At 65.2% G+C, this 13,502-nt stretch carries 13 protein-coding genes, 1 tRNA gene and 1 pseudogene; 9 read left to right on the plus strand and 6 right to left on the minus strand.

All coding sequences use genetic code 11. The annotated features are described in order from the left end of the window. Positions 1-140: 140 nt before the first annotated feature. The 6 genes from ACE191_RS16130 to ACE191_RS16155 all read left to right on the plus strand — a co-directional run bounded on the left by ACE191_RS16130 (position 141) and on the right by ACE191_RS16155 (position 6,864). Positions 141-2,492 (plus strand): TonB-dependent receptor domain-containing protein, encoded by a 2,352-nt coding sequence (locus ACE191_RS16130; RefSeq protein ID WP_400193270.1) that lies wholly within the window; start codon positions 141-143, stop codon positions 2,490-2,492. Between the two features lie 8 nt (positions 2,493-2,500). Then, positions 2,501-3,727 (plus strand): DUF4374 domain-containing protein, encoded by a 1,227-nt coding sequence (locus tag ACE191_RS16135; protein WP_400193271.1) that lies wholly within the window; start codon positions 2,501-2,503, stop codon positions 3,725-3,727. Positions 3,728-3,811: 84 nt separating this feature from the next. Beyond that, positions 3,812-4,525, plus strand: a complete 714-nt coding sequence (locus ACE191_RS16140) for a DUF4198 domain-containing protein (protein ID WP_400193272.1) — start codon at positions 3,812-3,814, stop codon at positions 4,523-4,525. A 27-nt stretch (positions 4,526-4,552) separates the two neighbouring features. Next, a complete protein-coding gene (locus ACE191_RS16145) occupies positions 4,553-4,876 on the plus strand; it encodes a hypothetical protein (RefSeq protein WP_400193273.1) in 324 nt (107 codons plus the stop codon). A 5-nt stretch (positions 4,877-4,881) separates the two neighbouring features. Beyond that, entirely contained in the window at positions 4,882-5,160 is a 279-nt protein-coding gene (locus tag ACE191_RS16150) for a hypothetical protein (RefSeq protein ID WP_400193274.1), read from the plus strand. Between the two features lie 15 nt (positions 5,161-5,175). Further along, on the plus strand, positions 5,176-6,864 hold the full coding sequence (locus ACE191_RS16155; protein WP_400193275.1) for a PepSY-associated TM helix domain-containing protein: 1,689 nt from the start codon (positions 5,176-5,178) through the stop codon (positions 6,862-6,864). A 39-nt stretch (positions 6,865-6,903) separates the two neighbouring features. On the opposite strand, the gene ACE191_RS16160 is transcribed toward ACE191_RS16155, so the two are convergent. Further along, entirely contained in the window at positions 6,904-7,857 is a 954-nt protein-coding gene (locus ACE191_RS16160; RefSeq protein ID WP_400193276.1) for a VOC family protein, read from the minus strand. Positions 7,858-8,102: 245 nt separating this feature from the next. Between ACE191_RS16160 and ACE191_RS16165 the strand changes: the two genes are divergently transcribed. Next, on the plus strand, positions 8,103-9,179 hold the full coding sequence (locus tag ACE191_RS16165; RefSeq protein ID WP_400193277.1) for a calcium:proton antiporter: 1,077 nt from the start codon (positions 8,103-8,105) through the stop codon (positions 9,177-9,179). A gap of 24 nt (positions 9,180-9,203) precedes the next feature. After that, the gene (locus ACE191_RS16170) at positions 9,204-9,347 is read left to right on the plus strand and encodes a hypothetical protein (protein ID WP_400193278.1); all 144 of its coding nucleotides are present in this window, start codon (positions 9,204-9,206) and stop codon (positions 9,345-9,347) included. Here the strand turns inward: ACE191_RS16170 and ACE191_RS16175 are convergent. The 4 genes and pseudogenes from ACE191_RS16175 to ACE191_RS16190 all read right to left on the minus strand — a co-directional run. Next, a pseudogene (locus ACE191_RS16175) lies at positions 9,303-9,458 on the minus strand (cation transporting ATPase C-terminal domain-containing protein); the annotation flags it as partial. The gene ACE191_RS16170 and the pseudogene ACE191_RS16175 sit on opposite strands and share 45 nt — an antisense overlap. A gap of 12 nt (positions 9,459-9,470) precedes the next feature. Then, positions 9,471-9,620, minus strand: a complete 150-nt coding sequence (locus ACE191_RS16180; protein ID WP_400193279.1) for a cation-transporting P-type ATPase — start codon at positions 9,618-9,620, stop codon at positions 9,471-9,473. Positions 9,621-9,771: 151 nt separating this feature from the next. Beyond that, complete coding sequence (locus ACE191_RS16185) at positions 9,772-10,503, minus strand: DUF92 domain-containing protein (RefSeq protein ID WP_400193280.1); 732 nt, start codon at positions 10,501-10,503, stop codon at positions 9,772-9,774. 78 nt (positions 10,504-10,581) lie between these two features. Then, a tRNA-Arg gene (locus tag ACE191_RS16190) sits at positions 10,582-10,656 on the minus strand. 122 nt (positions 10,657-10,778) lie between these two features. On the opposite strand from ACE191_RS16190, the gene ACE191_RS16195 reads away from it, so the two are divergent. Beyond that, positions 10,779-11,954, plus strand: a complete 1,176-nt coding sequence (locus tag ACE191_RS16195) for a DUF2652 domain-containing protein (protein ID WP_400193281.1) — start codon at positions 10,779-10,781, stop codon at positions 11,952-11,954. Between the two features lie 163 nt (positions 11,955-12,117). Here the strand turns inward: ACE191_RS16195 and ACE191_RS16200 are convergent, their stop codons facing one another. Further along, a complete protein-coding gene (locus ACE191_RS16200) occupies positions 12,118-13,347 on the minus strand; it encodes a Pycsar system effector family protein (RefSeq protein WP_400193282.1) in 1,230 nt (409 codons plus the stop codon). Positions 13,348-13,502 lie beyond the last annotated feature (155 nt).

Below are 13,502 nucleotides of genomic sequence, written 5' to 3' on the forward strand. Positions count from 1 at the left end.
AGCAGTCTTGAAAAAAATCAGTCATTATTTGTAAAGAGTCTAAATAAGCCCAACCTTTGGCAAAATAAGAGCCCCATAGCGCCAACTATGGGGCTCAACCCGGCAAGCCGGGTCGCTTTCAACTGGGACGTTAAAAAGCAATGCAAATTGGGAAAAATTTGCTGCTGGTAGTACTGTGTCTCTACAGTTTCCTATCCAGTGCGCAGAACCTTGGGTCGGTTCGAGGAACCCTCAAGGACCCATCCGGCGAGGTACTGCCTTCTCTTACCGTGAGACTGGAGCATACCTCGCTGGGTGCGGCATCAGACGATGCGGGAAATTTTGCCATCCTGAGCGTAGCCCCGGGCGCCTACACCCTGGTCGTTACCGGCATTGGCTACCAGCCCCTGCGGCGGGCGGTTTCGGTGGCGGCGGGGCAGGAAACTGTGGTTTCACTCACCGTCGAAGCCGCTTCGGTGGACATGCGGGAAGTGACGGTGACGGGCCGCTCGGTGGTGACGGAAACCAACCGGCAGGCCTATAACGTGACGGCCGTCGACGCCCGGCAACTCTACAATACCACCCTGGACCTGGCCGGCGCGCTGGACCGCGTGGCCGGGGTGCGGGTGCGCGAATCGGGCGGGGTGGGCTCCAGCTTCAACCTGTCGCTGAACGGCTTTTCGGGCAACCAGGTGCGCTACTTCATCGACGGCATCCCGATGGATGGCTTCGGCTCCTCGTTCCAGATCAACAACATCCCGATCAACGTCGCCGAGCGGGTGGAGGTGTACAAAGGCGTGGTGCCCATCTGGCTCGGCTCCGACGCGCTGGGCGGCGCCATCAACATCGTGACCGGCGACCGGCAGCGCAACTACGTGGACGCGTCGTACTCCTTCGGCTCGTTCAACACCCACCGCACGGTGGTCAACGCGGCCGTGACGGCGAAAAGCGGGCTGACGGCGCAGATCAGTGCATTCCAGAACTACTCCGACAACAACTACCAAGTCAGGGTGGATGCCGCCGACATCTACACCGGCGCCTACACCACCAACGCCCAGGTGCGGCGCTTCAACGATACCTACCACAACGAAACGCTGATTGCCAACGTGGGCGTGGTGGGCAAGCGCTACGCCGACAAGCTGCTGCTGGGCGTGACCGTGGGCAAAAACTACAAGGAAATCCAGACCGGGGCCCGCATGGTGGCGGTGTTTGGGGGCGTGCACACCCGCGGCTCGATTCTGATGCCGACCCTGAAATACAAGAAGGAAAACCTGATTAAGGGGCTGGACGTCACGCTCAACGCCAACTTCAACCTCGGCGAGGAGCAAGCCATTGATACCACTAACGCGCGCTTCGACTGGTACGGCAACTCCCGCCGCATCGGCGCGGGCCCGGGCGGGGAACAGCGGCGCCGGCTGTACACCTACCAGAACAACAACGGCCTGGCAACGGGCATGGTCAACTACCGCATCGGCGAGCACCAGGCCCTGGCGCTGAGCAACGCGTTCAACACCTTCGACCGCCAGGGCACCGACCGTTTCGACGCGACGACCAACGCCCGGCCGCAGAAAACCCAGAAAAACGTGCTCGGGCTGGGCTACACTTACACCATCAAGGACCGGTGGAGCGCCTCGGTGTTCGGGAAGCTGATTGACCAGGGCGTGACCACGGCCGGCCGGCGCACCACGACCCGGCGCAGCGGCTACGGGGTGGCGGGCACCTACTTCTTCACGCCCGACCTGCAGGTGAAGGCCTCCTACGAACGGGCCAACCGCATGCCCGAGGCGCGCGACCTGTTCGGCGACGTGGTGACCCGGGAAGGCAACGCCGCGCTGAAGCCGGAGCAGAGCCACAACCTCAACCTGGGCGGCAGCTACAGCTTTCCGCTCAGCGCCAACGACCGGCTCCTGATCAATGCCAACGCGGCGTACCGGTACGCGTCGGACTTCATCTTCGACCGCTTCAACCAGAACCAGGGGCTGGTGATACCCGACAACCGCGAGGGCGTGCAAACCTTTGCCGGCGACGCGGAAGTGCGCTACTCGCACAAAAACCGCTTTTCCCTGGGGGGCACGCTCACCTACCAGTACCTGCAGAACCGGCAGAAATACGACCCGGAGAACCCGCAAGCCATCAGCCCGGTGTACCTGGATCAGATGCCCAACATCCCGTACCTGTTCGGCAACGCCGATGCCTCCCTGCGGCTGCCCGACCTGGGCGCGCCGGGCAACCACCTCACCATCGGTTATAACCTGCTGTACGTGTACCGCTTCTGGCTGTACTGGCCCAGCCGCGGCGGGCGCGACGCCGAAAGCCGCAAGGGAGACATTCCGACGCAGCTCAGCCACGACGTGAACCTGGTGTACAGCCTCCGCAGCGGCCGCTACAACCTCGGCGTGGAAGGCCGCAACCTGGCCGACGCCCTGCTCTACGACAACTTCAGTTTGCAGAAGCCCGGCCGGGCCTTCTACGTCAACTTCCGCTGCTTCTTCAACCAGATCAACAACCGGTAACCCGTACCATGAAACTCAAAGCTACCTTGGCCGCCCTGCTCGCTGCCGCCACTCTTGTTTCCTGCAACGACGACAAGGCTGCGGCGCCGAACAACCCCGGCAACTACATTCTGACGGTGACGCCGGTGGCCGCCACGGCCGTGGCCGACTACCTGCTGACCGCCGGCAGCCTGGAGGCGGGCACCATCTCCACGCAGGGCAACGGGGTAGAGCAGGACGGGACCTACCGCTACTACGTGACCCACAACAACAAATTCTTCAGCATGCTCTACGGCCAGGGCAACCCCGGCGCCGTGACGGCCTACAACCTGAAGGAAGGCAAGCTGAACCGCCTGACCAACTTCCAGACGGAGACCGTGCAGTCCTTCGCGCCGGTGAAGGACGATTTACTGCTCTTCAAGATTACCCGCAACGCCACCACCACGCCCCTGTCGCAGTGGTACAAGGTGAACACCAACAACCTGCTGATTACCGCCGACGGCTCGACCAACACGCTCAGCCTGGCGCGCAACGGCGAGCTGGCCCACTTCAGCTGGCTGAAGCAGGTGGGCGACAAGGTGTTTGCCCCCTACTTCACCATCAAGAACACCTCGTTCAACACCAACTACCCCGACAGCGCGTGGATTGCCGTGTTCAACTACGCCGACATGCGCGTGGAGAAAGTCATCCGCGACGGCCGCACCAGCTTTATCGGCCGCTACTTCCGGGATGGGCTTTCGGTGGTGGAAAACGGCGACGTGTACGCCTTCTCGGCCTCGGTAGCCACCAACAACCCGGGCAGCGGTAGCGTCATCAGCTCCACCAAGCCCTCGGCCATTACCCGCATCAAAGCGGGGACCACGGAGTTTGACCAATCGTACTACCTGAACTTCGAGGCCCTGAGCGGCGGCATGAACATCACCAACTGGCTGTACGTGGGCAACAACACGTTCGTCGTGCAGGCCACCACCCCGGCCGAGAAAGGCGCCTACGCCGATGGCCTGAACGTGGGCATTCTGAACGTGGTCGACCAGACCTTTGCTCCGGTTACCGGGCTGCCCGCCAAGGCCGACATCAAGAGCATTACCTACAACAACTACACCCCGAAGGACGGCAAAACCGGTTACCTCGGCGTGAACCTGAAGGACGGCAGCAGCTACGTGTACAAAGTAGACGCCAGCACCCGCACGGCCACCCGTGGCCTGAAAGTGGAAGGCGGCACCATCACGGCGGTGCAGTACCTGGCCGGCGAGTAAGCCGCCCCGGCCCCTCCCAACCGAAGACAGCGCCGGGGCCTGATGAGGCCCCGGCGGCAACGAGCCATCAACCGCATGCAACCGATGAAAACGCTAATCCTTTTCCTGGCCGGGCTGGCCGCTATCCTGGTGGGCACCTCCACGGCCACTGCCCACGCCATCTGGATCGAAAGCCCGACTAAGGCCACCAAGCACAAGGCCCACGAAGTGAAAATCGTCTACGGCGACTACGCCGAGGGCGTGGTGGAGCCCACGGCCAAGTGGTACTCCGACCTGAAGACGCTGGAAGTGTGGGTAACCGGCCCCGCCCAGCAGAAAACCAGGCTGACGCTGACCGACGCCGGCACGCACCTCGTGGCCTCCTTCGTGCCCGAGGCCGACGGGTTGTACTACCTCAGCACCGTGCACGCCACCAGGGAGCTGGGCGGCAGCACCAAGTACGAGTTTTCGTCGGTGACGCCGGTGCTGGTGGGCCGCGGGGCCGCGGCGCTGGCGCCGCCGGCGCAGCCGCTCGCCATTGTGGTAGCGCCCCGGGCGTACAAAGCCAACGAGCCGGTGGAAGCCCAGGTGTGGAAAGCGGGTCAGGTGTTCAAAAACGGCAAGGTGGAGCTGATGTCGCCCGAGGGCTGGGTGAAAACGGTGCAGACCGACGCCAACGGTAAGCTGGTGTTTACGCCCAAGCTCAAGGGCAGCTACGTGCTCGAAGCCTCCGACTACCAGGAGCAGGCCGGCGAGTGGCACCAGAAAAAGTACACCCACTTCTGGCAGGGCTCAACCACCCGCATCCTCATCAACTAACCCCGCCCGGCCCGCGCCTTCCGTCCCATGATCAGTACCGTTTTCCTGCTGCAGCTGCTCGCGTTTCAGCTCTGGTACCGCACCTCGCCCCAGGTGAAGCAGCCCGTGGGCTACCCGGCCTACGCGGTGAAAAACCCGCTGGGCGTGCGGGCGGTGGGCGTGCTGCTGGCCGCCGCTACCGCCGCACTGCTGGCCGCGCACTGGGGCTGGATGACCGGCCTGTGCGCCTGGCTGGTGGGGCTGATGGGGGTGGGCAGCTTGGTGGTAGCCCTGGCGCCGCTGCGCTTGCTGAACGCGTACGCCGTGGCGCTGCTCTTTACGCTGGCCTTGGCGCTGGAACTGCTATTCTGACGACGATGCCCGCCAACCCCAAATACCTCACCCGCTCGCCCTGGCTGCGCTTTTCCAGGATTCTAGCGGGCACCGTGGGCGGCTACGCGGTGATGCTGAGCCTACACCTGCTGCTGACCACCGTGTTCCCCCGCGAAAACGTGCTGGCCACGGCCTTTTTCACCGGCTACATCCTGTGGGCGCTGCTGCTGCTGGGGGCCTTCGTGGCCCGCAGCGTGTGGAAAGTGTGGCTGAGCTACGCCGGCCTGACGCTGCTGTTCAGCCTGCCTTACCTGATTTCGTAGTCGCCGCCCCGCCTCATGGACAACCGCCGGTACAACATCTACTTCCACACCCATACGGTCAGCGGCATCATCATCTGCGCGCTGCTGTACGTGGTTTTCTTTGCCGGCTCGTTCTCCTTTTTTAAGGACGACATTGCCGCCTGGCACAAAAACCACTCGTACCTGGTCGGCCGCGCCACCGCCCCGCGCAACTTCAACGCGGTGCTCGACTCGCTGGCCGGGCACCACCAGCTGCAAGGCCGCGACTTTGAGTTCTTCCTGAACAAGAACGGGGTAACGGCCTACGTCTCGATGCTGGGCTCCAACGACAGCATCGTAAAGCAAGCGGCCCAGGCGCAGGCTTTGGCCAAGGCCAAAGCTCAGCCCGCCGGCGCAGAGAAAAAGCGCGGCCGCGGCCGGGGGCAGGGCGACGACGCAGCCTATTTCTCCTACGACTTTGCCCGGCAGCAGGCCGCCGACTACGAGCAGGGCTACGACATGGGCGAATTTCTGTACCGGCTGCACTTTCTGGCCCCGCTCAACGCCATCCGGCTGCCCGTGAACCTGGGCGCGCCCTTCGGCTACCTGCTGGCCGGCATCGTGTCGTTTCTGTTCCTGTTTGCCCTCATCACCGGGCTGCTGCTGCACTGGAATAAGATTGCGTCGAACTTCTTCACCTTCCGGCCCTGGGCAAAGTGGAAGACCGTGTGGACCGACCTGCACACCGCCCTGGGCGTGCTGCAGTTCCCGTTTCAATTTATCTTCGCCGTCACCGGCATAGTGCTCATCCTCAACTCGGTGCTGCTGGTGCCCTTCACCCAGCTGGCCTACCAGGGCAACAAGGAGCAGGTCGACCGCGACCTGTACCACCTCGACACCACCAAATACGCCTACACCTACGCGCCGCTGCCCACCCGTTTCGATCTGAATGGCCTGCTGCGGCGGGTAGAGCAGAAGTGGGACGGCAGCCAGCTCAACCGGGTGTTTATCCGCAATTACCAGGACGCCAACATGCACGTCATCGTGCTGGCCACGCCGCGCCCCGAAACCCGCTTTTCGGGCTCGGGCCAGCTGGTGTACCGGGTGCGCGACCAGCGGGTGCTGCACGAAACCGCGCCCGCCGAGCACTCCAGCTACGTGGATAAGGTGCGCGGGCTGATTTACCACCTGCACTTCGGCGACTTTGGCGGCCGCCCGCTGCGCCTGATGTACTTCGTGCTCGGTTTGCTGGGCTGCGTGGTCATCATCTCGGGCATCCTCATCTGGCTGGTGGCGCGCGACAAAAACAGCACCCCGGCCCGGGAGCGGCAATTCAACTTCTGGACGGCCAACGTGTTCCTGGCCGTGTGCCTGAGCATGCTGCCCGTTACGGCCTTCACCATGATTGCGCTGCTGTTTCTCCGAGAGCCGGGTCAGGCGGGCATCTACAGCTGGTACTTCTACTCCTGGCTGGCGCTGAGCGCCTACTTCATCCTGCGCCGCAACATTGCCCTGACCAACCAGCAAAGCCTCATCCTCTCCGCAGTGCTGTGCCTGCTGCTGCCGCTGCTCGACGGCGTGGTGCGCGGCAACTGGTTCTGGAGCACCTACGCCAGCGGCCGGTTCGACATTCTGTTCGTGGATTTGCTGTTCCTGAGCCTCGCCGTCGTCAGTGCCGGGGTGCTGCTGAAGATGAAGCAGCGCCGGGTAGTGGCCGCGCCCCGGCCAGTGGCCGTTGCCGCCTGAGCAAGCTCGGGCCCGCCGGCTGGCGGGCGGCACGGCGGCTTAGGCGGCATCGACCAGCAGCCGCACGCTAATATCCCAGGGGTCGGTGGCCCGGGCACTGCCGTCGGCTGCGGGGCTAACCGAGAAGCCGGCCTGGCGCAGGCGCTCGGCGGTAGCCGCGAGGCTGGCGGTATCGGGCAGGCGCCACTCCCAGCTCAGCAGCCGGGCATCGGCGGGCGTGGCCACGGGGGCACCGGCGGCCCAGGTATTCACTGCCACGTGGTGGTGGTAGCCGCCCGCGCCCAGAAAGCTGGCCGTGGGCAGGCTCCACAGCGTTTGCGTCAGGCCCAGGCCGGCGTGGTAGAAGGCCTGCGCCCGGGCCAGGTCGCCCACGTAAAAATGCACGTGGCCGATGGTGGTGCCCGCCGGCAAGCCGGTCCAGGCCTCGGGGCCAGCCGCGGCCAGCACCTGCGCCTCTTGCAAGGGCTCGATGGCACTCAGAATTTCCCCCGCCGCATTCACCCGCCACTCGCTGCGGGGCCGGTCGCGGTGCACCTCCAAGGTGATGCCGTCGGGGTCGACCAGGTAGAGCGCCTCGCTGTAGAGGTGGTCGGAGGCGCCCACGTGAATACCCAGGGCGCGGGCGTGGCGCAGCAGCCGGCCCAGGTCGGCTCGGGTGGGCAGCAGCACGGCGTGGTGGTAGAGGCCCAGCAGTCCGCGCCGGGGCACGGGCCGCACGCCGGGCTTTTCCACCAGCACCAGCAGGGGCTGCTCGCTGCCGGGCGCGCCCAGCGTGGCCTGGCGGAGTGCCTCCACCGCCGGCCCGGCCAGCAGCCGAAAGCCAATCACGCCCTGGTAGAAGGCCAGCGACCTAGCCAGGTCAGCCACCTGCAGGGTAACGGTGCCGATACGCGCCGTGGCAGGCGCCGGCAAGCCGGCCGGGGGCCGGCCAATCTGCGCGGCGCCACGCGAGGAATAGGCAAAGGCCGGGTCGTTTCGCATGCTGAAGGCCATGGCAGGACGAGGAAGAAAAGGTGAAAAGATGAAACGCGGGGCAGCGGCCACCGCTGGGCAACCAGCCGCGGTGGTACTGGCGGCGGTGGCCAGCAACGGCCTTTGGTCGTGTACGTAAGGGCAAGGGCGCAGCGGCCGGAAGCGCAGGGGAAGGACGCGATTTAACCGGGTATTTCACCCTGGTCAAGCTCAGAAAAAACCGTTCGACGGACGCTGTTTTATCACCTACTCTTAGCCTCGCTGGCATGAAGCTCAAGCTACCCCTGTGGACCATTCTGGCGCCGGTTCTTGCCTGGCTCTCGTACGCGGGCATCGCGCTGGGCTGGGGCAGCGGCTACCTGCTGGTGGTGGCCGCGGCGCTGATCGGCGGGGTGCTGGCGGCCGTGTACCACGCCGAGGTAGTGGCGCACCGGGCGGGCGAGCCATTCGGTACCCTGGTGCTGGCGCTGGCCGTGACCATCATCGAAGTCTCGCTGATTGTGTCGCTGATGCTGGCGGGTGGCCCCGAAACCACCGCGCTGGCCCGCGACACGGTGTTTGCCGCCGTCATGATTCTGCTCACGGGCATCACCGGCCTGTGTTTGCTGGCGGGTGGGTTTCACCACCGGGAGCAGGTGTTCGGCCAGCAGGGCGTCACGGCGGCGCTGGTTACGCTCACTGCCATCCTGGTGCTGACCCTGATCCTGCCCAACTACACCACCAGCATTGCCGGACCCGTTTACACCTACCTGCAGTTGGGGTTTATCTCGGTGGTGTCGCTGATTCTCTACGGCACGTTCGTGCTGGTGCAGACGGTACGGCACCGCGACTTTTTTCTGCCCCCCGACGGTGCTGCCGACGAAGACGCGCACGCGGCGCCGCCCCCAGCCAAGGTAGCCGGCCTCAGCTTCGGGCTGCTGCTGGCGTGCCTGGGCATCGTGGTGGTGCTGGCCAAAGCCCTGTCGCCCGCCATCGAAGCGGGCGTGGTAAGCATGGGAGCCCCCAAGTCGTTGGTGGGAGTGATTATTGCGGCCGTGGTGCTGATGCCGGAGGGGCTGGCTGCCTGGCAGGCCGCCCGCAACAACCGCCTGCAAACCAGCCTCAACCTGGCCCTGGGCTCGGCCCTGGCCAGCATCGGCCTCACCATTCCGGCCGTGGCCATCGTGGCTTACTTCTCCGGCCTCACCATTACGCTGGGCATCGACATAAAATCGACGGTGCTGCTGGTGTTGTCGCTCATCACCGTCATGTTGTCGCTTTCCACGGGGCGCACCCACGTGCTGCACGGGGTGGTGCTGCTGGTTATCTTCGCCGTGTACCTGTTCACAACCGTGGTGCCGTAGCGGGCGGGGGCCGCCTGCCACCGCTTGAGGGCTTTCAGAGCCTCGTTTACCAGCAGCGGCACCAGCCCCATGACCCATGGCTGCCAGCCAGCCGCGGGCATCCAGCGGCTGCAGCCTGAAGGCTTGCTGCAGGAAGGGTACGCTCAGGGCCAGCAGCTGCAGCAGTAGCCCCAGCACCACGGCGCCGGCCAGGTACTGGTTGGTGAGCAACCCAAGCTGGAAGATGGACTTGGTGGGGCTGCGGAAGGTGAGGGCGTACAGCAGCTGGCAGCACGTCAATCAGCGTGTCCTTCAGCTGGGCCAGCAGCAGCTGAAGAATGGTTTTCTTTGGCTGGGCCCGTGCCGGGTGAGCCGGGCCGCGGCCTCCGGCTCGGAAAGCCCGGTGACTGGGTCAATGGCCAGCTCCTGAAGCACCTGCGCGAGCGGCGTGGAAATCAGCATAGGCTCGTTCTGGCGTACTTAAAACCGGGTCAAGGGGCGTAGCGGGCAGGTTTAATCCAGCGGCGCCATTGGCCGGTGGCGCCGGGCCCCGGGGTAAGATTGTAATATCCGGCTGATAAGCAATTTATAGCTGGCAGTGACCCATGCCGGATTACGGTATCCACCGCCACGCGGCGGCCACTAGCCCGCCCACCAGCGTGGTGAGGCCGTTCACCGCGTTGTTGGACAGCATCCGGCGTCGCTCCAGGGTGGCGCCCAGCAGTGAGTCGGTGAGGTTACCCGCGGTGGCGGCCAGCACCAGCCACGCCGCTTCGGCGCCCCAGTCGAAGCCCAGGGCCGCTACCAGGGCCACCAGCAGGCTGCCCGCCACGCCCAGGCCGGTGCCCGCTACGCTGACCACGCCGTTTTCGCCCCGCCGGTCGGGCCGCAGCGTCAGGATGTTGTAGTAGCGCCGACCGTAGAGGTTGCCCAGCTCCGAGGACAGCGTATCGGCCGTGGCGGCGGCCAGGCTGCCGGCAATGACCAGCTGAAAAACCGGGGCGTAGGGCGGCCAGCACCAGCTGCCCAGACCGGCCAGGCCCGCCACGCCGGCGTTGGCCAGCACCTGCCCGGTGCGGCGGCGGCCCTTGTTTTCTTCGGCCAGCCCCAGCCGCTGCTTTTCGGCCAGCCCCCAGGCCGAGGCCGCGGAGCCGAGCCCGAAAAACAAAGCCAGCAGCGCCACCGCCGTAACTCCGCCACCCAGGTACAGCAGCCCGCCCAGCAGGCCGCCGGTCAGCGCCGCCGGCAGGGTGAGCTTGCCGGCCCGCACGCTGTACACCATGCCGCCCACGATCAGCACGGCTACCCAAAGGCGTAAATCGGTCAGGATTCCGGTTGTTGCCATATTCGCGTGCGGTTACCTGGTGAGAGGGATTCCCTGAAAACGATAAAACCGCGCTTCCGGGCGCGGAAACGCGGTTTGTGGTAGCCGCGACGGGAATCGAACCCATATCAAGCGTTTAGGAAACGCCTATTCTATCCGTTGAACTACGCAGCCCGAAAATCAGGGCTTAAAGGTAATGTTAAACCAGCCCGGATTCAAACCCGCCGGGGCGCCGGGCGCGTATAGCCGGCAGGCAGCCGCGGCGGTTGTCGCTTGCCTTCACCTCAACCTTCTGCATGGGTCTGCTCGATGACTTGCGCGCTTCCCGTCGGGCCACCGGCCTGCGGCTGGCCGCGCCCGACGCGCCGACCGCGCCCGACGACACGCAGCCCGCGCTGCTGTTTATTCCCGACATCAGCGGCTTCACCCGCTTCATCGAAGAGGCCGGGCACCCGCAGGCGCCCCACCTCATTGCCGACCTGCTCGAAATCCTGGTCGAGGCCAACATCATCGGGCTGCGGGTGGCCGAAATCCAGGGCGACGCCGTGCTGTTTTACCAGGTGGGGCCGCCGCCGCCGGTGCGCGAGCTGGTGCAGCAGTGCCGGCGCATCTTTCTCGACTTCCAGAACTACGTGCACCTGGTAGCGCGCGACAGCGACTCGGAGCTGAGCGCGGCCCTGCTCGAAACCGGGCTCACGCTGAAAATCGTGGTGCACTACGGCCGGGTGAGCGTGGCCCAGATCCGCGAGTTTATCCGCCTGCTGGGCCGCGACGTGATTGTGGCCCACCGCCTGCTCAAAAACAACGTCAGCGGCTCGGAGTACGTGCTGCTCACCGAAGACTACCTGGCTACCCAGCCGGCCGCCGAAATTGCCCGCTGCTTTTCGTGGACGCGCCTGCAGGACAGCGCCGCGGTGTACGACTACCTGGGCGAAATCCGCTACCGCTACGCCTACCTCACGCCCCTGCGCCTGCTGCTGGACGAAACTTCCACCGAAGCCGTGAACGACGACGGCCTGGCGCGGCGCTGCGCCCTGAAGGTGCGCCGCACGCTGGCCGTGCCGGCCGCGCACGCCCTGCGCATCATCAGCAATTTCCGCCTGCGCCCCCAGTGGATGGAAGGCGTGACGGCCGTACACTACGATGTGACCAAGGCCGCCCGCCCCGGCACCAGCTACAAGCTCGACCTCTACCGCGGGCAGATCGACCTGCAGGCCGTGCAGCACATCGTGGCCGCCGACCACATCGAGTACGTGGAAAAGGTGTCGCACTTCCGCCTGTTTCCCAACGCGCTGCTGTTCTTCTACGTGGAGGCGGTCGACGCCCGGCACTGCCTGGTGAGCCTGGAGTTCCGCTACGGGCACGTGGCCAGCACCCGCCGCGTGGTGCGCCGCGGGCAGCTGCGCCGCACCCACCGCTGGCTGGCCCGCTCCCTGCGCCGGCTCGACGCCTTCGTCGGGGCCCGGCACTAAAGCCCGGGGCGGTGGAGCCAGCAAGGCGCGGGAAGGGAATTGTGGAAATGTGGAGAACTGTGTGCACTACTGCGGCGGGCTACCGGCGGGTACCGGAGCCGACTGCTTACTTCCCGGCGCGCGGCGTTTTGCCCGCGTCGGGCGGCTGAATAAGGTCGCCGCGCTATGCCTTGTAGAGCAGCACGATGGCGAAGGAAATGGCGGTCAGGATCAGGCCCACCATGAAGATGGTGTAGCTGATGCGCAGCAGCCGGTACTTGCGCGAGAGGACTTCGCCCAGGTAGTAGATGTCGGTGACCATGTTGTTGTAGAGCAGGTCTTTGTTGCGCATCAGCTCCGTCATGCCGTCCTGAAAGTGGTCGAGGCTGAGCTTGGTGAAGTTGCCGAAAAACAGCAGGTTTACCCGGCGGTTGGTGGCAATCTGCGGGGAGCGGCGTAGCCACTGAAAGCTGGTCACGTCCGGCTGGGCCGAGAGAATGGCCGTCACCACCGACCCCAGCGAGGTAGCCACCAGCAAACCCATGGGAATGGCCAGCACTGGGTTCTTGGTGAAGGCCGGCCCCAGCGTGGAGGTTTTGGCGCCCAGGTAGGTGATGATGACCGAGAGCAGCACCGCGTTCAGGCTGATCATCATGTTGGCCTTCTGGTCGGCCATGCCCGAGAGCTGAATGTGCTGGCTGTAGGTGGCCCGGAACATGGTTTCGACGCCGCGTTTGCCCTCGGCGAAGGTGCCGTCCTTTTCCTCGTCGCGCTTCTTCTGCTTTTTCTCCAGCTTCTTGAGCAGCTTGCGCTGCTGCTCCACGTTTTCGCGCAGCTGCTCCTGGTAGCGCTGCTGGGCCACCTCGGTGGCAAAGGTGTGGGTGAGCAGAAACTCCAGCTGGTACTCGGCCCACTCCACGTTGCTGAACACGCGCCCGCCGGTAGCTTCCCACTCGGCGCGCAGCAGCTCGGCGTTGGCAAAAAACTCTTCCCGGCCCAGGTTGCTCATGTCGGCGTCCACGATAAGCTTTTCCAGCTCGGTTTCGCGCTGGCTGTCGTGGTGGGTGGCGGCAATGAGCTGCTTGACCAGCCCGATGCGCTCGGGGGCGTACTGCCGCTCGCGCAGCCACTCCTCGGCCAGCTCGGCCGAGCGAAACTCGTGGCCCTCGGTGCGCTCGGTAAAGCCCGCGTCGTGAAACCAGGCCGCCAGCAGCAGCGCCTCCTGGTCGGCCGCACTCAGGCCAGCGGCCTCGGCCAGCGCGGCGGCTTCCTTCACCACGCCACTGGTGTGCTTGAAGCTGTGGTAAACGAGCTGTTTGGGCAGGCGCTGCTCAAACAGCGCCTCGATGTGAGCCTTGGCTTGCTTGACGATTTCGGACTTGGCCGGCTTGGGGCTGGTAGTGGTGGGTTCCATTGAGAGAGAGGTGGGGTGGGGCCGCCGCCGCGGCAGTGCGGGGCTCCCGTTGGGCTTTTCAACGCAAGCGCGGCAGCGGGGTTATGCCCGGGCGAACCACGCCGCCCGGCGGCGCGTAAGCCCGCTCAGCCAACGCCCGGCCCGTCGGGCTCGTA

Origin of the sequence: Hymenobacter sp. B81 (assembly GCF_044628455.1) — a bacterium.
Taxonomy (GTDB): domain Bacteria; phylum Bacteroidota; class Bacteroidia; order Cytophagales; family Hymenobacteraceae; genus Solirubrum.

Bases quoted from the DNA above. Each gene is read 5' to 3' on its own strand.
- ACE191_RS16155 (WP_400193275.1), top strand. From the start codon at position 5,176: ATGGACAACCGCCGGTACAACATCTACTTCCACACCCATACGGTCAGC.
- ACE191_RS16180 (WP_400193279.1), bottom strand. From the start codon at position 9,620: ATGCTGATTTCCACGCCGCTCGCGCAGGTGCTTCAGGAGCTGGCCATT.
- ACE191_RS16140 (WP_400193272.1), top strand. From the start codon at position 3,812: ATGAAAACGCTAATCCTTTTCCTGGCCGGGCTGGCCGCTATCCTGGTG.
- ACE191_RS16195 (WP_400193281.1), top strand. From the start codon at position 10,779: ATGGGTCTGCTCGATGACTTGCGCGCTTCCCGTCGGGCCACCGGCCTG.
- ACE191_RS16185 (WP_400193280.1), bottom strand. From the start codon at position 10,503: ATGGCAACAACCGGAATCCTGACCGATTTACGCCTTTGGGTAGCCGTG.
- ACE191_RS16135 (WP_400193271.1), top strand. From the start codon at position 2,501: ATGAAACTCAAAGCTACCTTGGCCGCCCTGCTCGCTGCCGCCACTCTT.
- ACE191_RS16165 (WP_400193277.1), top strand. From the start codon at position 8,103: ATGAAGCTCAAGCTACCCCTGTGGACCATTCTGGCGCCGGTTCTTGCC.
- ACE191_RS16145 (WP_400193273.1), top strand. From the start codon at position 4,553: ATGATCAGTACCGTTTTCCTGCTGCAGCTGCTCGCGTTTCAGCTCTGG.
- ACE191_RS16160 (WP_400193276.1), bottom strand. From the start codon at position 7,857: ATGGCCTTCAGCATGCGAAACGACCCGGCCTTTGCCTATTCCTCGCGT.
- ACE191_RS16130 (WP_400193270.1), top strand. From the start codon at position 141: ATGCAAATTGGGAAAAATTTGCTGCTGGTAGTACTGTGTCTCTACAGT.
- ACE191_RS16200 (WP_400193282.1), bottom strand. From the start codon at position 13,347: ATGGAACCCACCACTACCAGCCCCAAGCCGGCCAAGTCCGAAATCGTC.
- ACE191_RS16150 (WP_400193274.1), top strand. From the start codon at position 4,882: ATGCCCGCCAACCCCAAATACCTCACCCGCTCGCCCTGGCTGCGCTTT.